Here is a 19,496-nt window from a genome sequence, read left to right as displayed (position 1 = left end):
CATGGAGATCACGCGCTCTGCGCTCGCCCAGATGGTGGACCACACGCTGCTGAAGACCGACGCCACCCGCGCCCAGGTCTCCGCGCTCGTCGCGGAGGCGCGCGAGCTGGGCGTGTACTCGGTGTGCGTGTCTCCGTCGATGCTGCCCATCACAGAGGATCTGGGCGACGTGAAGGTGGCCACGGTGTGCGGGTTCCCCTCGGGCAATCACACCGCTGCGACGAAGGCTGCTGAGGCGGCGGAGTCGTCGCAGCTGGGCGCCGATGAGATCGACATGGTGATCAACATCGGCCTTCTCAAGGAGGGCCGGGCTGACGCCGTCGAGGCGGAGATCCGCGCCGTGCGCGAGGCGACCACCGGGCTGCTGAAGGTGATCATCGAGTCCGCTGCGCTGACCGACGACGAGATCGTCGCGGCGTGCAAGGCCGCCGAGGCGGCGGGCGCGGACTACGTGAAGACCTCCACCGGGTTCCACCCGGCGGGAGGGGCGTCGGTGCACGCGGTGGAGTTGATGGCGGCGACGGTGGGCGAGCGCCTGGGCGTCAAGGCCAGTGGCGGGATCCGCGACTACGCGACGGCCAATGCGATGGTCGAGGCGGGGGCGACGCGGCTGGGACTGTCGGGGTCGCGGGCGGTGCTCGACGGAGCCGACGGCGTCGCCACCTCGAAGCACGTCGGCATGGGCTCCGCCTACTGACCCTGGTCGCGTGACTACTCCGCACTAGAGCGGGTTGTGCGGGGATCCGGGAGCCGACGCGCGGGCGGCCCCCTGGTGGCGGGTCGGATCTTCGTCCGTGGCATTGCTGTGGCTGGGCAGATTGAGGGCCGCCCGCGCGGTTCCCGGCTCCCCGCTGATGTGCCCTGTGGCGTGGTCGGGTCCGGAGGACGGTAGTCGGGGCGGCGCTGTGGCCGGGCCTACCTGAGCGGGATGCGAGCTGGGTGATCCTCAGGATGGGCACCGCTGCGCAGTGCCGCCCCGCCTCCGTCCCCCTTGCTCGCTGGGTCCAGGGCGTCAGTCGCTGAAACGAGCATGGGGAATCGAAACGAATCCTCGAGGGTGGGGAACGGCAGGGCGGCTCCGCGTCGGGATGCCCAACCTTGGGATCACCCGGCTGGCCTCCCGCCTCGGCGGACTGTTGCCAGGGCCGCCCTGACGGGCCGCACCCGGACCCGACGACGCCACGCGCAGAACGAGTGCGGGGAGGCGGGAATCGAGGCCCGGGCGGCCTCACGACCCGACCCAAGCAGACCTGCGGGTGCGAACGGATCATGGACCAGCGGCCGCCCGGGTCTCGACTCACGGCTCCCGGCACCGGCAGCCGTTTCGGTCAGCCGGTCGGATCGCCGTCGCGCCCTCAGTCGCTGAACTGGGTGGCGTACAGCGTGGCGTACGACCCGCCTGCGGACAGCAGCTCAGCGTGGGTTCCCCGCTCGACGACCCGGCCGTCCTCCACCACGAGGATCTGGTCCGCGTGCCGCACCGTCGATAACCGGTGGGCGATGACGATCGCGGTGCGGCCGGCCCGGGCGGTGTCGAGCGCCCGCTGTACCAACGTCTCCGACTCCGAGTCCAGGTGCGCCGTCGCCTCGTCGAGGACCAGGATCGGCGGGGCCTTCAGGAGCAGCCGGGCGATCGCGAACCGCTGCCGCTCCCCGCCGCTCAGCCGGTAGCCGCGCTCGCCCACGACGGTGCCCAGCCCGTCGGGCAGCCGCCGCACCAGTCCCGCGATCTGCGCCGCCTCCAGCGCCGCCCACAGTTCCTCGGCCGTTGCTGACGGGCGGGCGTAGCGGAGGTTTGCCTCGATCGTGTCGTGGAACAGGTGCGCGTCCTGGGTGACGTAGCCGATCTCATCCTGCAGCGAGGCAAGGGCCAGCCGTCGCACGTCCTCCCCCGCGATCTCGACCCTCCCGGAATCAACGTCATACAGCCGCGCGAGCAGGTGGGTGATGGTGGTCTTCCCCGCCCCCGACGGCCCCACCAGCGCCACCGTCTGCCCGGGCTCAGCTTCGAACGCCACCCCCTTGAGCACAGGCTGGTTGGCCGACTCCCCGGCGGCGGCCGTCGGCTCCAACGACTCAAGCGACACCGTCGCCGCGTCCGGATACGTGAACCACACGTCGCGGAACGCCACCGAAGGAGGACCGGAGACGGGCTTGGCATCTGGGGCGTCGACGATCAGGGGTTCGAGGTCCAGGACCTCGAAGACCCTCTCGAAGCTGACCAGCGCGCTCATGATGTCCACCCGCAGGTTGGACAGCTGCATCAGCGGCCCGTACAGCCGGGCGAGGAGTGCCACCAGCGCCGTGAGCGTCCCGACGGTCAACTCGTCCTGTGCCGCCGCGACCCCGCCGAACCCGTAGAACAGCGCCGTCGCCAGCGCCCCGACGAGCCCCATCGTCGTCATGAACACCCGCGAGATCATCGCGATCTTCACACCCGAGTCCGCCACGTCCTTGGACTGCTTGGCGAAGATCCGATGCTCGGTGTCCAGGTCCCCGAAGAGCTTGACGAGCAGCGCCCCGGAGACGGTGAACCGCTCGGTCATGGTGGCCGACATCTCCGCGTTCTGGGTCATCCGCAGCCGCGACAGTCCCGCCAGCTTGGTGCCCACCATCCGTGCCGGCACCATGAAGATCGGCAACAACACCAGCGCCGCCAGGGTCAGTGGCCAGGACAGCGCCAGCATTGACGCCAGCACCAGCACCAGCGTGATGGAGTTGCTGACGACGGTGGACAGCGTCGAGGTGAACGCCTGCTGGGCGCCGTTGACGTCCGACTGCAGCCGCGACACCAGCTTCCCCGTGTGCGAGCGGCTGAAGAACGCGATGGGCATCCGGAGCATGTGGTCGAAGATCTGGGTGCGCATCGAATAGATCAGCCCCTCGCCGATCCTGGCCGAGCACCATCGCTCCACGATCTGCAGCAGCGCCGACCCCACCGCCATGCCGGCGACGGCGACCGCCAGCCAGATGATGACCTCGATGTCGCCCGCGAGCACGCCGTCGTCGATGATCCGCTGGAACAGCAGCAGCGGCGCCACCGACAGCGCGCTGCTGGCGATCACGGTGACGAGGAAGGCGATGATGAGGCCCTTGAAGGGCGAGCCGTAGGCGATCACCCGACGGGCGGTGCCGCGGTCCAATTTGTGCTGCTTGATCGCCGGGTCCGCCGCGAGGCGCCCGAGCATCCGGCCGCCGCCCATGCCGCCGCCGCCCCCCTGCCCGACGCTCATCCGCCACCCCTCGCCGCCCGCCGTCGGGCTGGTCGCCGGGGCCAGCGCCGCGGCTCACCCAGCCTAGCCGTGCCTGCATGGTCCTGATGTCGCTGAGGGCGTGCGGGGCGTTAGGCTCTGCCCATGCTGCTGAGCGACCGCGACATCCTCGGAGAAGTCCACACAGGGGGGATCCTCCTCGACCCCTGGGATCCCAGCATGGTCCAGCCGTCCAGCGTGGATGTGCGGCTCGACAAGTTCTTCCGGGTGTTCGAGAACCACCGCTACCCGTCGATCGACCCGTCGGTGGAGCAGCCGGATCTCACCCGCCTCATCGAGACGCCGGTGGACGAGCCGTTCGTGCTGCACCCCGGCGAGTTCGTGCTGGGGTCGACGTACGAGCGGGTCACGCTCGGTCCGGCGGTCGCGGCGCGGTTGGAGGGGAAGTCGTCGCTGGGCCGCCTCGGCCTGCTCACGCATTCGACGGCGGGCTTCATCGACCCGGGCTTCTCCGGCCACGTAACCCTCGAGCTGTCCAACATGGCGACGCTGCCGGTGAAGCTCTGGCCTGGGATGAAGATCGGCCAGCTGTGCTTCTTCCAGCTCAGCTCGCCTGCGGAGCATCCGTACGGGTCGTCGCAGTACGGGTCGCGGTACCAGGGCCAGCGCGGGCCGACGCCGTCGCGCTCGCACCTCAACTTCCACCGCACACAGGTCTAGCGAGCCGCGCCTGGGGACTTCCCCAGAGCCTGGCTGAAACGTCGGGGGCTTCGACAGGGTCTGCGCCGCGTGCCAAAATGTCATAGCCGGTGCCGTAGTCGACACCAGCCATGACATTTGGCGAAACGGGGGTGAGGCGCCAGGGCGCTGACCGTCACTTCTGATGTCGACTACGGCACCAGAAGTGACGGTGAGGTAGGTGAGGACCTGCCGATGAAACGGAAGTTGGACGCAAGGGTGGGAGACGGCAGGGCGGCTCCGCGCAGTGATGCCCAACCCGAGGATCACCCACTGGCGTCCCGCCTGGGCAGACCTGCCCCAGGCCCGCCCTGCCGGGTCCCGCCCGAACTCGACCGCGCCACGAGGGATCCAGTGCGGGGAGACGGGAGCAGAGACGCGGGCGGCCTCGACAACCCAACCGCAGACGGGCCCGCGGCAAGCCACGAGACCCTGGACAACGGCCGCCCGGGCCTCGGCGCACGGCTCACCGCACCCGACCGCGCCTTGAGCCAACGTCGGTTTCGACGCGGGCTGCGCCGCTTCGCGGCTTGGCCCGGCTCAACCCACGAGGGGTGGGTCAGCCGCGGGGCGGTTCGATCCGCAGCGACACTCCCTCGCCGATGTCGAGGATCGTCATCATCTCCACCCGCGCGGACGCGCCGTCGCGCAGGGTGAACGGCGTGCCGTCGGGCGGGATCACGAGAGTGCCGTTGACCGCGTGGAGGTCTCGCACGAGGATATCGCCGCCCCCTGCCACCTCGACCGCCAGATGGTTGCGCGAAATGTCCAGGTGCGGGCTCGGCACCCGTAGCAGGTCGGCATCGATGAACCCGGCCGCCCGCTTGGGGTCGCGGCCGATCACGACGGCGGTGGTCACGTTGACGAAGTCACCCGAGTTGGTGTGCACCCCAGCCAGAGGAGGGAGCGGCATGGGGGCCGTCGGGGGTCCGGCGTGGGTGACGGCCGGCATCGGCGCAGTCGGCGGCCCCGCATCGATGATGGCCGGCATGGGCGCGGTGGGGGGTCCGGCGTCGGTCACGGCCGGCATCGGCGCCGTCTGGTGCCAGGTGGGTACGCCGACGGTGGGCTCGCTTCCCGGGACCTCCGCGTACCCGCCCAGCAGGGGGGTTGCGTCGTCCAGACCGGGCGCGTCGGCCAGGCCCCACTCGTCGATAATGGGCTCTGCACGCCGGGCGCGCACAGCAGCGGACTCCGCGCGCATGCCCACCAGCGCGGACGACATGCGCTCCACCGCTTCCGCGATGATCTCCCGTGAGGTGGCCAGGTTCACCCGGACGAACTGCTTCGTCTCCGGCGAGAACTCGCGGCCGAGGTTGAACCGGACCCGCCCCACGTCGTGGAAGTGCTTGCCGGGGCTGTCGAGCCCCAGCGCCGCGCAGTCCAGCCACGCCAGGTATGTGCCGGCGGAGGGCGTGTAGCTGAGCTCAGGCACCTGCAGTGACAGCTCGTCGGCGAAGAACTCCTTGTTCGCCGCGACCTCCGCAGCCGCCTCGGCCACCCAGTCGCGCGCCTCGTTGAGCGCTGCGGAGTGTGCGAGCACTCCGAAGTAGCTGGCGCCGTCGGGGGTCATGGGGTTGAGCTTCTTCAGCAGCCCGCGGTCGCCGATGATGAGCGCGGCCTTGATCGCCGCCAGGTTCCAGGACTTCGACGCCGACGTCACGATCAGCGCGTTGGCCGCTCCAGGCACCGCCAGGTAGGGGGTGTGCTCCTCCCCCGCCAAGGGGGCGTGAATCTCGTCGGAGACCACCACGACGCCGAAACGTTCAGCCAGTTCCGCGACCTTCGCCAGCTCGTCGACGGTGTGGATGGTCCCGTTGGGGTTGTGTGGCGAGCACAGCAGGTACACCTTCGGCCGCTGCTCGGCGAACGCTGCCTCCAGCCCGTCCAGATCCAACCGATCCGATACCAGCGGCACGTCGGCGATCCGGCGCCCGGTGCTGGTCACCACGTGCCGGAACGGTGGGTAGATCGGCGAGTTGATCACGACGGCGTCGCCCGGCTCGGAGCAGGCGAGGACGGCCTCGCGCATTCCGGTGACCACGTCCGTGGCGAGCTTCTGGTCCGCCACGTCGATCCGCCAGCCCCACTGCCAATCGGCGTAGTCGGCGAATGCCTCCTGGTAGGCAGGCAGCTCCGGGTAGCCGGTGTCGCCGTCGGCCAGCGCCCGTTCCAGCGCTTCCCTGATGGGCGGCGCCAGGTGGGCGTCCATCTCGGCAACGAACAGGGGCAGCACGTCGGGCTCCCAGCGCCGCCACTTGATGGTGCCGCGCCGGCGCAGCTCGCGAAGGGGGACGTCGAAGATCGCCATGGGGCAAACCTACTGGCCATCGCGGCAGCGGGACTCCAGTAACGGCCTCCAGGCTCAACCCCGACCAGGGAGACCGCCACTACGGGCACGTTTCCGCGGTCTAGCTCCTCCGACCGGCCCGTTCGCCTCATCTTGACGCCAGCGGCATAATGGACCCGTCCGCACGGCATTGATGAGGCCATCACCTCGGAGCTGCCGGAAGAACGGCGGGGTCACCCCGCTCAGTAGAACTGGCCGCGGCATGAACAAGAGGGGCGCTTCGGCGTCCAAGGAGGGTGGTACCGCGGGCTTCGGCTCGTCCCTTCACAGCTCAGCGAAGAACGATGAGAAGGACCACCCGATGACCGACGACCCCACCATGGACACCCCCGGCTACCTCGCCGTCCCCGCGCAGGTGGACTTCCCCGCACTTGAGCACGAGATCCTCAGCCTCTGGGGCGAGCGCGACACCTTCACGCGCTCCCTCGAGCGCACCGCCGGCGGCGAGCCGTGGACGTTCTACGAGGGCCCGCCCACCGCGAACGGCATGCCGGGCACGCACCACATCGAGGCCCGCGTCTTCAAGGACCTGTTCCCCCGCTACAAGACGATGCGCGGCCACCGCGTGGAGCGGAAGGCCGGCTGGGACTGCCACGGCCTCCCCGTCGAGCTGGCGGTGGAGAAGGAACTCGGCTTCTCGGGCAAGGCCGACATCGAGGCCTTCGGCATCGAGGCCTTCAACGCGCAGTGCCGCACCTCCGTGCTCCGCCACGTCGACGCGTTCACCGAGCTCACCGAGCGGATGGGCTACTGGGTCAACATCGACGAGGCGTACGTGACGATGACGCCTGAGTACGTCGAGTCCCTGTGGTGGGCGCTGAAGCAGATCCACGGCAAGGGCCTCCTGGAGGAGGACTACCGCGTGGCGCCGTATTGCCCGCGCTGCGGCACGGCACTCTCGGACCACGAGCTCGCGCAGGGCTACGAGGACATCACCGACCCGTCGATCTACGTGCGCTTCCCGCTCACCTCCGGCCCGCTCGCCGGCGAAGTGGACCTGCTGGTGTGGACGACGACGCCGTGGACGCTGGTCAGCAACACCGCCGTCGCGGTGCACCCGGAGGTCACCTACCGGGTGGCGACCCACCCGGAGCAGAAGGCCCTGGTCATCGCCGAGCCCCTGGCCGACAAGGTGCTCGGCGACGAGTGGACCCTCACCGACACCTTCACCGGCCGCGACCTTGAACGTTGGGCCTACCAGCGCCCCCTCGAGCTGGTGGAGTTCCCGGCACCCGCCCACTTCGTGGTGCTCGCCGAGTACGTCACCACCGAGGACGGCTCCGGCCTCGTGCACCAGGCGCCGGCGTTCGGCGAGGACGACATGCACGTCTGCCGCGCCTACGGCCTCCCGTTCGTCAATCCCGTGCGCCGCGACGGCACCTTCGACGAGGACCTCGACCTGGTCGGCGGACAGTTCTTCAAGGACGCAGACAAGGCGATCGTCGCCGACCTCCAGGCCCGCGGCCTCATGTTCCGGGTGCTGGACTACACGCACAGCTACCCGCACTGCTGGCGCTGCCACACCCCGCTGCTCTACTACGCCATGCCGTCGTGGTACATCCGCACCACCAAGATCAAGGATGAGCTGCTCGCGGAGAACGAGGCCACCACCTGGCACCCGGAGACCATCAAGCACGGCCGCTTCGGTGACTGGCTGAACAACAACGTGGACTGGGCGCTCTCGCGGACCCGGTACTGGGGCACCCCGCTGCCGATCTGGCGCTGCGAGGATGACCATCAGGTGTGCGTCGGGTCCCGTGCCGAGCTGAGCGAGCTCACCGCTACCGACCAGAGCGCGCTGGATCCGCACCGCCCCTTCGTCGACGACATCGCCTTCCCCTGCCCCACCTGCGGGAAGGAATCGCGGCGCGTTCCGGAGGTGATCGACGCCTGGTTCGACTCCGGCGCCATGCCGTTCGCCCAATGGGGCTACCCGCACGTGCCCGGCTCCGAGGAGGTGTTCGCGGAGCGCTACCCGGCGGACTTCATCTGTGAGGCCATCGACCAGACCCGCGGCTGGTTCTATTCCCTGATGGCAATCGGCACGCTGGTATTCGAGCAGTCCTCCTACCGCAACGTCGTCTGCCTCGGACACATCCTCGCCGACGACGGGCGCAAGATGAGCAAGCATCTCGGCAACGTCCTGGAGCCGATCCCGCTCATGGATCAGCACGGCGCGGACGCGGTGCGCTGGTTCATGGCCTGCTCCGGCTCGCCGTGGGTGGCCCGCCGCGTGGGCCACCAGGCCATCGGCGAGACGGTCCGCAAGGTGCTGCTCACCTACTGGAACACGGTGGCCTTCCACACCCTCTACGCGCGAGCCGCGAACTGGACGCCCTCGGGCGAGGCGCCACCGGTGTCCGAGCGGCACGTGCTGGACGTCTGGCTCACCTCGGCCACCCACCAGCTCGTCGTCGACACCACCCGCGCCCTCGACAATTTCGACACCCAGCACTATGGCGCGGTGCTCAGCCAGTTCATCGACACGCTGTCCAACTGGCACGTGCGCCGCTCACGCCGCCGGTTCTGGGCGGGCGACGACGGCGCCCTCTGGACCCTGCACGAGACGCTCAACGTGCTCACCCGCCTGCTGGCGCCGATCATGCCGTTCGTCACCGAGCGCGTGTGGCAGGACCTGTTCTACGCGGCGGATCCCGAGGGCCCAGACTCGGTGCACCTGGCGGACTGGCCGGTGGCCGACGAGTCGCTCATCATCCCCGAGCTCAGCGAGGCGATGGAGCTGACCCGCCGCACCGTCGAACTGGGCCGCGCGGCCCGGGCAGAGTCGAAGGTGAAGATCCGGCAGGCGCTGCGCCGGATGCTGGTGCCGTCGACGATCTTCGAGCGACTCTCGCCTGACCTGCAGGCCGAGATCCGCGCCGAGCTCAACGTGGAGTCCATCGAGTCCTTCGCCGCCCACGGTGATCTGGTGGACTACTTCGCCAAGGGCAACTTCCGCAACCTCGGCAAGAGGTTCGCCAAGCGGACCCCGATCGTCGCCAAGGCGATCGCCGAGTTGGACGCCACCTGGCTGGCCACCCAGCTCCGCGACCTCGGCCGCGCAGTGCTCGACGTGGAGGGCGAGGCCGTGGAGGTCACGCCCGAGGACGTGCTCATCACGGAGCGCCCGCGCGAGGGCTGGTCGGTGGTCAACGAGCAGGGCGAGACGGTGGCTCTCGACCTCGAGCTCACGCCCGAGCTGATCCGCTCGGGTCTGGCTCGCGAGGCCATCCGGTTCATCCAGGAGTCGCGGAAGCGCGCGGGCCTGAACGTGTCGGACCGGATCATGGTGGAGCTCGAGGCGGACGCCGAGCTGGCAGAGGCCGTCGAGGCTCACCGGCAGTTCATCGCCGACGAGGTGCTGGCGGTTGCGCTGACCGTCGGCCCCGTCGAGGCTCCCACGGACGAGGACAGCGAGCTCGGCCTCAGGGTGGCCCTGCGCAAGGCCTGACCAGCTGCCGTGGGCGTCGGACCCTTGACAGGGCACGATGTCCACGGTTGACTCGCTACATCCATTGTGTGGTCACCACCAGTCCCAACACGCCGGATATGGGGGGACGAGGAGGCTGCCGTCACCCCAGGTCGACGGTGGCCTCCTGGTGTGTCATGCCCGCCTGATGCAGGCACGCCTCCGCGATCCGCATCACCTCGAGCGTGTCGTTCAGCGGCATCGTCGGGGATTCCGTCAGCCCCTCGCGGATGCGCTGGGTCACCTCCGCGAACTCGTGGGAGTACCCGCGCCCCGTCGGCATCGCCTCGATGATCCGGGGGAGCACCCCGTTGCGATGCACGGTGAGCATCGACGGATGGTGGAAGCGGGGCTCCACCTCGATCCAGCCCTTCGTCCCGACGATGACCATCCGGCCAGGGCCGTAGCCGTCGAATCCGAACGTCAGCGACGACAAGGCGTCGCCGGCGTGCACGAGGTTGACCGCGGAGGCCCGCTCGACACCCGACGGGTACAGCCGGGACCGGCTGCAGATCTCCTTCGCGTCTCCGAGGAAGGCCTGCGCGAAGCTGATCGGATAGACGCCGAGGTCCAGGATCGCGCCGCCGCCGAGCTCGGGCGCAAAGAGGCGGTGTTCGGGTTGGTACTCGCGGAACGAGTAGAGGTCGCCTTGGACGCCGACGACGTCGCCGATGCGTCCCCAGGCCACCACCTCGCGCGCGGCGGCGATCACGGGGAGGAACCGGGTCCACATCGCCTCCATCGCGAACACGCCCTTCGCGCGGGCGGCATCGACCACCTGCTGGGTCCCGGCGAGGGTGGCGGTGAAGGCCTTCTCAACCAGGACGGCCTTGCCGTTGGCGATGGCCGCGAGAGCCACGTCGCGGTGCTGCGGGTGAGGCGTGGCGATGTAGACCACGTCGACAGCTGGGGACTCGAGCAGCTCGCGGTAGGAGCCGAACGCGAGCCTGATGTCGTGGTGGGCGGCGAACTCCTGCGCCTTGCCCCTGGTCCGCGACGCGACGGCCACCAACTCCGCCCCGGGGACGAACTGGAAGTCACCGGCGACGCCTTGCGCGATAGCGCCTGTTCCTACGATCCCCCACCGGACGGTATTCATGGCCCCAGGCTAGTGCCGGACTCCTGCCCAGGTGTGGGAACCTCGTCGGGATATCCGGTCGGGGAGTGTCAGCCACAGGCGATGAGGTAGAGGCGCTCGACCGGCTCGTCGTCGGAGACCAGGTAGGTCTCGACGTAGCCGAGACCCGCCGCCTCCACCGCCCTGCGCACCTCCGCCACGTCGTGCCGCACGAAAGTCAGATTCACTGCCTGCCCGAACCACTCGTCGCGCCTGTCCAGGGTTACGCCGGTCTCAATCGCCAGCGCGAGCACTCCGTCCGGCAGCAGCACCTCAGCGAGCCCACGGATGATTCCTCCGAGCTCGCTGGGCGCGAAGTGCGCCAGCGAGTGCCAGGCCACGACGGCGCCCCATCCGGCGGCGGTGGTCGGGCGGAGCAGCCGGCGCATGTCACCCACCTCGACATCGATGTTCGGGTGCCGCGCCGCGGCCTCCGCGACCATCGCCGTCGAGACGTCGATGCCCACCGGATCAGCGCCCTCCTCGGCCAGGAACGCCGTGACCGCGCCCGCCCCGCAGCCGACGTCGGCGGTGCGATGCGGGCCGGCGAGCTTGGCTATCCGGGCCAGGAACCATTCCTCGAACTCCCCCAGCGCCCGGCGGTCCTCCGCGTAGGCCGCCGCGACCGCGTCGTAGGCGGCCACGACGTCGGCGTCGCGCGCCGCCACCCCCTCCGCCAGCACCTGTTCCCGGTCAACACCGGCTGGAGCCGCGCCGACTGGCGGCTCACCGAGGAGGTGCAACCACCGGGCGTCCTGCTGTCCGGGTTTGCGTTCGAGTTGAATCACGAGGGGCTCCTCGCGAGCCGCCATCTCAGCCAGGCATGCCTCCACCGCCGCCCGATCCGCGAAGGGGCGCAGCCGCTCGGCGCGGGTCTTCAGCTCTCCTGCGGACTGCGGGCCGCGCAGCAGCAGCAGCGTGAGCAGCGCCCGTTCGTCGTCGGCGAGCCCCAGCGCCGGCACCACCGACTGCGCGTACTTGAGGGTGCGTTTGCCGTAGTCAAGCCAGGTCACCCGCACCCAGCCGCGTTCCTTCAGGGAGCGCAGCGCGTCCTGCACGGTCCGCTCGTCATACTCGACGACGGGCTCGCGGCTGTTCTTCTGGTTGCAGGCGCTGCGCAGCGCGTTGAGCGTGAGGGGGTAGGTGTCCGGGACGGTGATCTCCTTCTCCAGGAGGCACCCGAGCACGCGCTGTTCTTCGGCGGTGAGGATCGGCAGCGTCACACGCCTGACCCTACCCTCGGACGAAGTTCCCGCCCATGCCCCGTGGCAACTATCCTGTGACGGGTTCCAGGGAGGTCTTGCATGGGTCGCATTGTCCAGAAGTTCGGCGGGTCGTCGGTGGCCGACGCCGAGTCGATCAAGCGCGTCGCGAGGCGCATCGCCCGCACCCGGGCGGACGGCCACGATGTGATCATCGTCATCTCCGCCATGGGAGATACCACCGACGAGCTGATGGATCTGGCGCTTCAGGTCTCCCCGCAGCCGAAGTCGCGGGAGCTGGACATGCTGCTGACGACGGGAGAGCGGCAGTCCGCCGCCCTGCTGGCGATGGCGCTGTCGGACCTCGGCGTGGACGCGGTGTCCTACACCGGGTCACAGGCGGGCGTGATCACCACCCCCACCCACGGCAACGCCCGCATCATCGACATCACCCCCGGCCGCGTCGAGAAGGCGCTGGAGGAGGGCAACGTGGCCATCGTGGCCGGCTTCCAGGGCGTGTCGCAGACCACCAAGGACGTCACGACGTTGGGTCGCGGCGCCTCGGACACCACGGCCGTCGCGTTGGCCGCGGCCCTCGGCGCGGACTTCTGCGAGATCTACTCCGACGTCGACGGGGTCTACACCGCGGACCCGCGGATCGTCCCGTCGGCGCGCCACATCCGCGCGATCGGCTACGAGGACATGATGGAGATGGCCGCCTCGGGCGCCAAGATCCTGCACCTGCGCTGCGTCGAGTACGCGCGCCGCGAAGGGGTGCCGGTCCACGTGCGCTCCTCCTTCTCAGACAAGCCGGGTACCTGGGTGAAGAGCCAGGACGAGATCGACAAGGACGAATCCATGGAAGAAGCCATCATCACCGGTGTCGCGCACGATCGCGGTGAGGCCAAGGTCACGGTCGCGGGGGTCCCGGACAAGATCGGCGAGGCCGCGCGCATCTTCAAGGCCATCGCGGAGCACGACATCAACATCGACATGATCGTGCAGAACGTCTCCCGCCTCTCGGACGTGCGCACCGACATCTCCTTCACGCTGCCCATGGCCGACGGGGCCCGCGCCATCGCCGCTCTCGAGGCCATCAAAGACGCCGTCGGCTACGACGAGCTGCTCTACGACGACCAGATCGGCAAGGTGTCCGTGGTGGGCGTGGGGATGCGCTCCCACCCGGGCGTGTCGGCCACCTTCTTCGAGGCGCTGGCCGGAGCGGAGGTCAACCTGCAGATGATCTCCACCTCGGAAATCCGGATCTCGGTCATCGTGGGAGCCGACGAGGTGGATCGGGCCGTCCAGGCCGCCCATTCCGCCTTCGGTCTGGACGCCGACGAGGCCGCGACCGTCTACGCGGGCACCGGCCGCTGATCGGAGCCCTGCGGCGGAGGCCGCGTTCGGGGGGTGGCCGGGGCGTGGCCGGGGCGTGGCCTATAGTTGCCTGGCTCACCCGGAGGAAGCCCATGTCTGGTCCCAGTCGTCGCAGCGTGCTGTCGGCGCTCGCCGTCGCCGCCGTCGCGCCGCTCACGGCGTGCCCGGGCGATCCGTCGCCCGGCCCCTCGTCCTCCCCCTCCACCGCGCCCTCCCCCTCCCCGAGCCAACTCCCCTTCGGCCTGGTCACCCCCTCGACGGTGGAGTCGGTCATCTTCGACGGCGCGTTCGGCACCGGCTACGTCGAGTTCGCCGCCGACATCATGAAGGCCAGCTATCCAGGCGTGCGGGTGCGGGTGACGGCCGTTGAGGATGTACGGGTCGCCGTCGAGCCGCGTCTGGCCGACGGCGCCACCCCTCCGGACCTGGTCGACAACTCTGGGGCCGCGCTGCTGCCCGTGGCCACGCTGGCGGACCGTTTCGTCGAACTCGACGACGTTGTCGAGTCCCCCTCCCTGGAGGGCGAGGTGTTGCGCGAAACCCTGTACCACGACGTCCTCGCCGCGGGCACCTTCAACGGCAGGCTCCTGGCGATCAACTACGCGCTGAGCGTGTACGGGTTGTGGCATTCGGCCTCCGAGTTCGCCGCCCAGGGCTGGGAGCTGCCGCAGACATGGGATGCCATCCTGGCGTTGGGCGACGCGGCGCGCAGGCTGGGGCGGTCGCTGTTCGTGTGGGGCGATGAGGCCGCCGACTACTACCAGGAGCTGGCCATCGCGTCGGCCGTCAAGGAGGGCGGGGACGAGGTCCGGGTGGCGTTGGACAACCTGGCCGAGGACGCGTGGGCGCACCCCGCCGTGAAGGGCGTGCTGGAGCAGCTCGAGACCTGCGTCCGCGAGGGGTTCGTGCTGCGCGGGGGCGACTACCTCACGGCTCAGGCGGCCTGGGTCCGCGAGGGCGCCGGCCTGCTGTATCCGGCCGGGGCGTGGATCGCCAGCGAAATGTCAGAGGTGGCCCCTGCCGACTTCGCGATGACGGTCGCCCCGGTGCCCACCCTCACCGCGGCCCCCACACTGCCGATCTCGGCGGTGCACGCCTCCCCGACGGAGCAGTTCCTGGTGCCGAGGGACGGGCGCAACGTCGCGGGCGCCAAGGAGTTGCTGCGGACGATGCTGTCGCGGGAGACCGCCGCCCACTTCTCCCGAACCCATCTCGTGCCGACGATCGTGCGGGAGAGCGTCCCCGCGGACCTCGAGTCCACCGCGTTGACCTCCCAGGCGCGTCTGCTGGCCGACGCCGGGGAGCACGTGTTCTCGTGGCGATTCGTCACCCACTACGGGTTGGGCCCGGAAACCAACGCCGCGTGGGCGGAGTTCCTGGGCGGCACCCTCTCCGCACAGGGCCTCGCCGAGCAGCTGCAGGCCATCTCGGACCGCGTCCGTAACGACCCGGACGTGGAGCGCTACACCGTCGAGTGACGACTGTGCCGCTCAGCTACGCCGGCCGGTGCCGAAGATGCCGCGGATGATCTCGCGCCCTGCAGTGCGGACGAGGTCCTTGAACACGGTGGACTTGGTCACCTGCTCCACCAGCCCCGGGTTCTCCCGCTCGTAGCGGCGGCGGGCGGCCTCCTCCGCGCGGGCCTCCTTGTCGCGGCGGGCCTGCTCCGCCCGCGCCTCCCTCTCCAGGCGGGCCTGCTCCTTCTCGGCGGCCGCCAACTCCTTCTCCATCTGCTGCAGCTGCTTCGCCCGCTCAGCCTCGAGGCGCTCCGCCTCGGCAGCAGCGGCCCCCTGCGCGAGCTTGTGGGTGAGCGCCTCGTAGGCGGAGTGCCTGTCCAGCGGCGTGCCGTACTTCGCGGTCAGTGACGACAGAGCCACTCCTGCGCGGAGCTGGTCCTCGGGCGTCGGCCCCATCAGCGATTCGGGGGCCCAGATGCGCGTCCAGGCCACGGGGGTGGGGGCACCCTTCTCGCTCATCACGGTGACGATGGCCTCCCCGATCCCGAGCTGCTGCAGCACCTCCTCCAGGTCGTAGCCGGAGTTGGGGTAGGTGGAGACGGTGGCGCGCAGGGCCTTGGCATCGTTGGGGGTGTGGGCGCGGAGCTGGTGCTGCACGCGGGAGCCCAGCTGGGCCAGCACGTCGTCGGGCACGTCCTTGGGGGTCTGGGTGACGAAGAAGATGCCCACGCCCTTGGAGCGGATGAGCCGCACGGTCTGGGTGATGGCGTCGAGGAACGCATCCGAGGCGTCGTTGAACAGAAGATGCGCCTCGTCGAAGAAGAACACCAGCTTCGGCTTGTCGATGTCGCCCACCTCGGGCAGCGAGGTGAAGAGATCCGCCAGCAGCCACATCAGGAAAGTGGAGAACAGTGCCGGCCGCGTCGACAGCTGGGGCAGCTCCAGCAGCGAGACCACGCCGCGGCCGTCGGGGGCCACCCGCAGCAGTTCGGCGGGGTCGAACTCGGGCTCGCCGAAGAACACGTCCGCCCCCTGATCGGAGACGGTGATCAGCGAGCGGAGAATCACGCCGACGGTGGCGGTCGAGATGCCGCCGATGCCCTTGAGCTCGGGCTTGCCCTCGTCCGAGGTGAGGTACTTGAGCAGCTCGATGAGGTCCTTGAGGTCCAGCAGCGCGAGGCCGGCCTTGTCCGCGTAGTGGAACACCAGGCCGAGCGAGGACTCCTGCACCTTGTTGAGCCCCAGCACCTTGGACAACAGGATGGGCCCGAAGGACGAGATGGTGGCGCGCACGGGCACCCCCACGCCTTCGCCTCCCAGGGCGTAGAACTCGCACGGGAATGCCTTCGGCTGCCAGTCCTGGCCCTGCTTCGCGACGCGGGCCAGCAGCTTCTCCGACGGGGAGCCGGGCGAGGCCATGCCGCTGAGGTCGCCCTTGATGTCCGCGGCGAAGACGGGGACGCCGGCGTTGCTGAGCGCCTCGGCGAGCACCTGGAGGGTCACCGTCTTGCCCGTTCCGGTGGCCCCGGCCACCAGGCCGTGCCGGTTGAACATGGCCAGCGGGATGCGGATCTTCGCGTCGACGAGGGGGCTCTCGTCATTGAGGACCCCCAGTGTCGCGGCGGGGGCGTCGAAGGTGTAGCCCGCGGTGATGGTCTCGATCTGTGCCTCGTTGCTCACCCCCCTACTCTGGCACAGGCCCACAGGGTCGCGCCGTCGATCTGCGGGCGGGCGGCGCGTCGGCAGGCCAAGTCAGGACACCTACGGCGCTTCGCTCAGGCCCCACGGTAGGGTGGCCCCGTGATCTTCAAGCGAGTTGGCGACTCCCGCCCCTACCCGGACCACGGCTTCACGCAGAAGCAGTGGATCGCGATCGCGCCGCATCAGGTCCGGCTGGACGAGCTGGTCACCACCAAGCGAACCCTGGATCTCGAAGCCCTCCTTGAGGAGGATTCCACGTTCTACGGCGATCTCTTCGCCCACGTCGTGTCCTACCAGGGCGATCTGTACCTGGAGGACGGCCTTCATCGGGCTCTGCGCGCTGCGCTGCAGCAGCGGCAGACCCTGCATGCCAGAATCCTGGAACTGAACTAGCCCCCACCGGACGACCACGAAGGAACCCTCGCCCGTGCGCATCTTCAGGCTCATCGCCACCCCCATCGTGCTGCTGGGCCTGCTCGCCCTGCTCGTCTGGGGTGCGACGTGGGGATGGAAGGCGCTGACCGAGCCGTTGCCGTCGCCGTCGCCCACCCCCTGCGTCACCACAGCCGCCGCCGTGGTCACGCCCGTGGACGTCACGCTGCGCGTCTTCAACGGCGGGTTCACCAGCGGGCTGGCCAACAGGGTGAAGACGGACCTGGAGAAGGCGGGTTTCGTCGTCATCAAGGTGGACAACACCGAGGAGCGGGTCGTCGGCACCATGATCCGGGCCAACGAGCGTGAGGCTGCGCAGATCCAGCTCGTCTCCTCCTACTTCGTGGAGCCGCAGGTCGACTACGACACCCGGGTCGACGGCACCGTCGACGTGCTGGTGGGCACAGATTTCGCCGGCATGGCCGAGGCTCCGCTGGCTCAGGTGGAGTCCCCGGCGGGAGAGGTGTGCCGGGTACCCTCGCCGTCCCCGTCGGTGCCTGTGTCACCCTCACCGACGCCGCCTGCACCGTCGCCGACCCCCTAGTGTCGCGCTCCTAGAGGGGCAGGAACGCAAGAAACCCCCAGCCCTGAGGCTGGGGGTTTTCCGTCCTGACGGACTCCGCGGTGATGGAGGGATTTGAACCCCCGGTGGGTTGCCCCACTCTCGCTTTCGAGGCGAGCTCTTTCGGCCGCTCAGACACATCACCGCCGGAGAGTTTACCGAGGGCGCCTCGCTTTGACCAATCGCATGCCCTTCTGGCTGGCGGGGCGGTATCGTCGGCCGGTTGGTGGGCTTCGACGGGCGGCCGTATGGTTGGGCCGGTGCGTGACTTTTCGGCATTGATCAAGGCCCCAGGGCTTGCCCTGATTCTGGTCGCGCAACTGGCTGCACGGTTTCCTGCGGGCATGTATTCGCTCGGCGTGCTCATGCACGTGCGCGACACGCAGGGCAGCTACACCGCGGCCGGGCTGGTTCTCGCCTCGTTCTCCGTAGGCATGGCGGTGGCGGGCCCGATCGTCTCGAGGCTGTTCAACCGGCTGGGCACCTTCCGCGTGCTCACTGCCACGCTGGTGATCTCGGTGACGGCGTTCGCGCTGCTCGCCCTCCTGACGGTTCCGCTGGGTGGCGCCATGGCTCTGGCCGCCGTCGGTGGCGCGGCGATGCCGCCGGTGATCCCGGCCGTCCGCACCTTGTACCCGAAGCTGGCGCCCAGCCACCTGCTCACGGCGCTGTTCAGCCTGGATGCCGCCCTGCAGGAGGTCATCTGGATCATCGGGCCGGTGGCGATCACGCTGCTGGTGGGTGCTCTCGGGTCCGGGCCGGCGCTGCTGGTGGTGATCGCGATCCAGGTGGTGGGCGGCCTGATGTTCATCCTGACACCCCGGGTCCGACACCTGGAGATCCCACCCAACCGTCGACGCTTCGGCCGGGTTCTGTCCAACCCGGCGGTGCTCCTCATGACGGTGACGTCGCTGCTGATGATCGGCGCCTTCGCCGCCATGGAGGCCGCCATCGTCGCGTCATTCGGCGACGGCTCGGTCCTGGCCGGCGGTGTGCTCGCCCTGTCCGCGTTCGGGTCCCTCCTCGGCGGACTGGCAGCCGGCAACCGCCCCATCACCCGCTGGTCGATGGCGCTCCGCATGCTCGTCGTCGTGGCCGGGTTTCTGCTGGCCACAATCCTCAGCGGCTTCTGGGGTTTGTCGCTGGCGCTGTTCCTGGCCGGCTTCGGGATCGCGCCCGCTCTCGCCGCGGTGTCGTCGGTGATCGCCGGGAGCGTCCCCTTCTCGGACACGGCCGAGGCCTACGGATGGATCGGCACCGGGCAACTGTTGGGCGCCTCTGTCGGGTCGGCCGCGGCTGGCATCGCCATCGACGCCTCCGGCGGGCACGGCGGCATCCTTGTGGCGGCGGGGATCGCCGTTTCGGCGGTGCTGGTGGCGGTTGTGTTCCGGGGAGTGCAGCCGGATCTGCGGGACGGCATCGTCGCGGTGGACTGACGCTGACTAGCGCCGCTCCCCGAAGAAGGATTCCAGGACGGCGCCGCACTCGTCGGCGAGGACGCCGGACGTGACAGTAGGACGGTGGTTGAGTCGCGGGTCTCGCACCACGTCCCACAGCGACGAGACGGCGCCGGCCTTCTCGTCGAACGCGCCGAACACGAGATGCCCGATCCGGCTCGCGACGATGGCCCCCGCGCACATCGTGCACGGCTCAAGGGTGACCACCAGGGTGCAGTTCGTGAGGCGCCATTGACCGAGTGCCTCGGCCGCCCGACGGATGGCGACCACCTCGGCGTGGGCCGTGGGGTCGCCTGTGAGTTCGCGCTCGTTCCCGGCCCGTGCGACTGCTCTACCTGCCGCGTCCAAAACCACGGCGCCGATCGGCACGTCCCCATGCCGCCGGGCAGCCTCCGCCTCCTCCAGCGCGAGGCGCATAGCCT

The 19,496-nt window shown here is 69.6% G+C and carries 14 protein-coding genes and 1 tRNA gene; 8 read left to right on the top strand and 7 right to left on the bottom strand.

Annotated elements, in window-relative coordinates:
• The first annotated feature begins 1 nt into the window (after position 1).
• Positions 2–697: a deoxyribose-phosphate aldolase gene (gene deoC / locus ACZK39_RS11960; protein WP_463613420.1), complete on the top strand. Its 696-nt coding sequence runs from the start codon at positions 2–4 to the stop codon at positions 695–697.
• Positions 698–1,355: 658 nt separating this feature from the next.
• On the opposite strand, the gene ACZK39_RS11955 is transcribed toward deoC, so the two are convergent.
• Entirely contained in the window at positions 1,356–3,233 is a 1,878-nt protein-coding gene (locus ACZK39_RS11955) for an ABC transporter ATP-binding protein (protein WP_463613419.1), read from the bottom strand.
• A gap of 123 nt (positions 3,234–3,356) precedes the next feature.
• Between ACZK39_RS11955 and dcd the strand changes: the two genes are divergently transcribed.
• The gene (dcd, locus tag ACZK39_RS11950) at positions 3,357–3,932 is read left to right on the top strand and encodes a dCTP deaminase (RefSeq protein ID WP_459055257.1); all 576 of its coding nucleotides are present in this window, start codon (positions 3,357–3,359) and stop codon (positions 3,930–3,932) included.
• A gap of 577 nt (positions 3,933–4,509) precedes the next feature.
• Here the strand turns inward: dcd and ACZK39_RS11945 are convergent.
• On the bottom strand, positions 4,510–6,261 hold the full coding sequence (locus ACZK39_RS11945; RefSeq protein ID WP_463613418.1) for an aminotransferase class I/II-fold pyridoxal phosphate-dependent enzyme: 1,752 nt from the start codon (positions 6,259–6,261) through the stop codon (positions 4,510–4,512).
• Between the two features lie 340 nt (positions 6,262–6,601).
• On the opposite strand from ACZK39_RS11945, the gene ileS reads away from it, so the two are divergent.
• Positions 6,602–9,751, top strand: a complete 3,150-nt coding sequence (ileS, locus tag ACZK39_RS11940; RefSeq protein ID WP_463613417.1) for an isoleucine--tRNA ligase — start codon at positions 6,602–6,604, stop codon at positions 9,749–9,751.
• A gap of 121 nt (positions 9,752–9,872) precedes the next feature.
• Here ileS and ACZK39_RS11935 read toward each other — a convergent pair whose 3' ends face one another.
• Both ACZK39_RS11935 and ACZK39_RS11930 read right to left on the bottom strand, forming a co-directional pair.
• Entirely contained in the window at positions 9,873–10,868 is a 996-nt protein-coding gene (locus ACZK39_RS11935) for a Gfo/Idh/MocA family protein (RefSeq protein ID WP_182798806.1), read from the bottom strand.
• A gap of 68 nt (positions 10,869–10,936) precedes the next feature.
• Entirely contained in the window at positions 10,937–12,109 is a 1,173-nt protein-coding gene (locus tag ACZK39_RS11930) for a DUF480 domain-containing protein (RefSeq protein WP_463613416.1), read from the bottom strand.
• 81 nt (positions 12,110–12,190) lie between these two features.
• Here ACZK39_RS11930 and ACZK39_RS11925 point away from each other — a divergent pair, with 81 nt between their 5' ends.
• Both ACZK39_RS11925 and ngcE read left to right on the top strand, forming a co-directional pair.
• Positions 12,191–13,465: an aspartate kinase gene (locus ACZK39_RS11925; protein ID WP_463613415.1), complete on the top strand. Its 1,275-nt coding sequence runs from the start codon at positions 12,191–12,193 to the stop codon at positions 13,463–13,465.
• Positions 13,466–13,557: 92 nt separating this feature from the next.
• A complete protein-coding gene (gene ngcE, locus ACZK39_RS11920) occupies positions 13,558–14,943 on the top strand; it encodes an N-acetylglucosamine/diacetylchitobiose ABC transporter substrate-binding protein (protein WP_463613414.1) in 1,386 nt (461 codons plus the stop codon).
• Between the two features lie 12 nt (positions 14,944–14,955).
• On the opposite strand, the gene ACZK39_RS11915 is transcribed toward ngcE, so the two are convergent.
• Complete coding sequence (locus ACZK39_RS11915; RefSeq protein WP_463613413.1) at positions 14,956–16,602, bottom strand: helicase HerA-like domain-containing protein; 1,647 nt, start codon at positions 16,600–16,602, stop codon at positions 14,956–14,958.
• A 120-nt stretch (positions 16,603–16,722) separates the two neighbouring features.
• Here ACZK39_RS11915 and ACZK39_RS11910 point away from each other — a divergent pair, with 120 nt between their 5' ends.
• Positions 16,723–17,016, top strand: a complete 294-nt coding sequence (locus ACZK39_RS11910; protein ID WP_182781498.1) for a type II toxin-antitoxin system VapB family antitoxin — start codon at positions 16,723–16,725, stop codon at positions 17,014–17,016.
• A gap of 34 nt (positions 17,017–17,050) precedes the next feature.
• Positions 17,051–17,599: a LytR C-terminal domain-containing protein gene (locus ACZK39_RS11905; protein ID WP_463613412.1), complete on the top strand. Its 549-nt coding sequence runs from the start codon at positions 17,051–17,053 to the stop codon at positions 17,597–17,599.
• 78 nt (positions 17,600–17,677) lie between these two features.
• On the opposite strand, the gene ACZK39_RS11900 is transcribed toward ACZK39_RS11905, so the two are convergent.
• A tRNA-Ser gene (locus ACZK39_RS11900) sits at positions 17,678–17,762 on the bottom strand.
• A 115-nt stretch (positions 17,763–17,877) separates the two neighbouring features.
• On the opposite strand from ACZK39_RS11900, the gene ACZK39_RS11895 reads away from it, so the two are divergent.
• Complete coding sequence (locus tag ACZK39_RS11895; protein WP_463613411.1) at positions 17,878–19,053, top strand: MFS transporter; 1,176 nt, start codon at positions 17,878–17,880, stop codon at positions 19,051–19,053.
• Between the two features lie 6 nt (positions 19,054–19,059).
• On the opposite strand, the gene tadA is transcribed toward ACZK39_RS11895, so the two are convergent.
• Positions 19,060–19,491 (bottom strand): tRNA adenosine(34) deaminase TadA, encoded by a 432-nt coding sequence (gene tadA, locus ACZK39_RS11890; protein WP_463613410.1) that lies wholly within the window; start codon positions 19,489–19,491, stop codon positions 19,060–19,062.
• Positions 19,492–19,496: the final 5 nt, after the last annotated feature.

The sequence above is a fragment of the Tessaracoccus luoxuelianae genome (assembly GCF_055326245.1).
The sequence above is the reverse complement of the archived record's forward strand: the minus strand, read 5'-3'. Positions and strand labels throughout refer to the sequence as shown.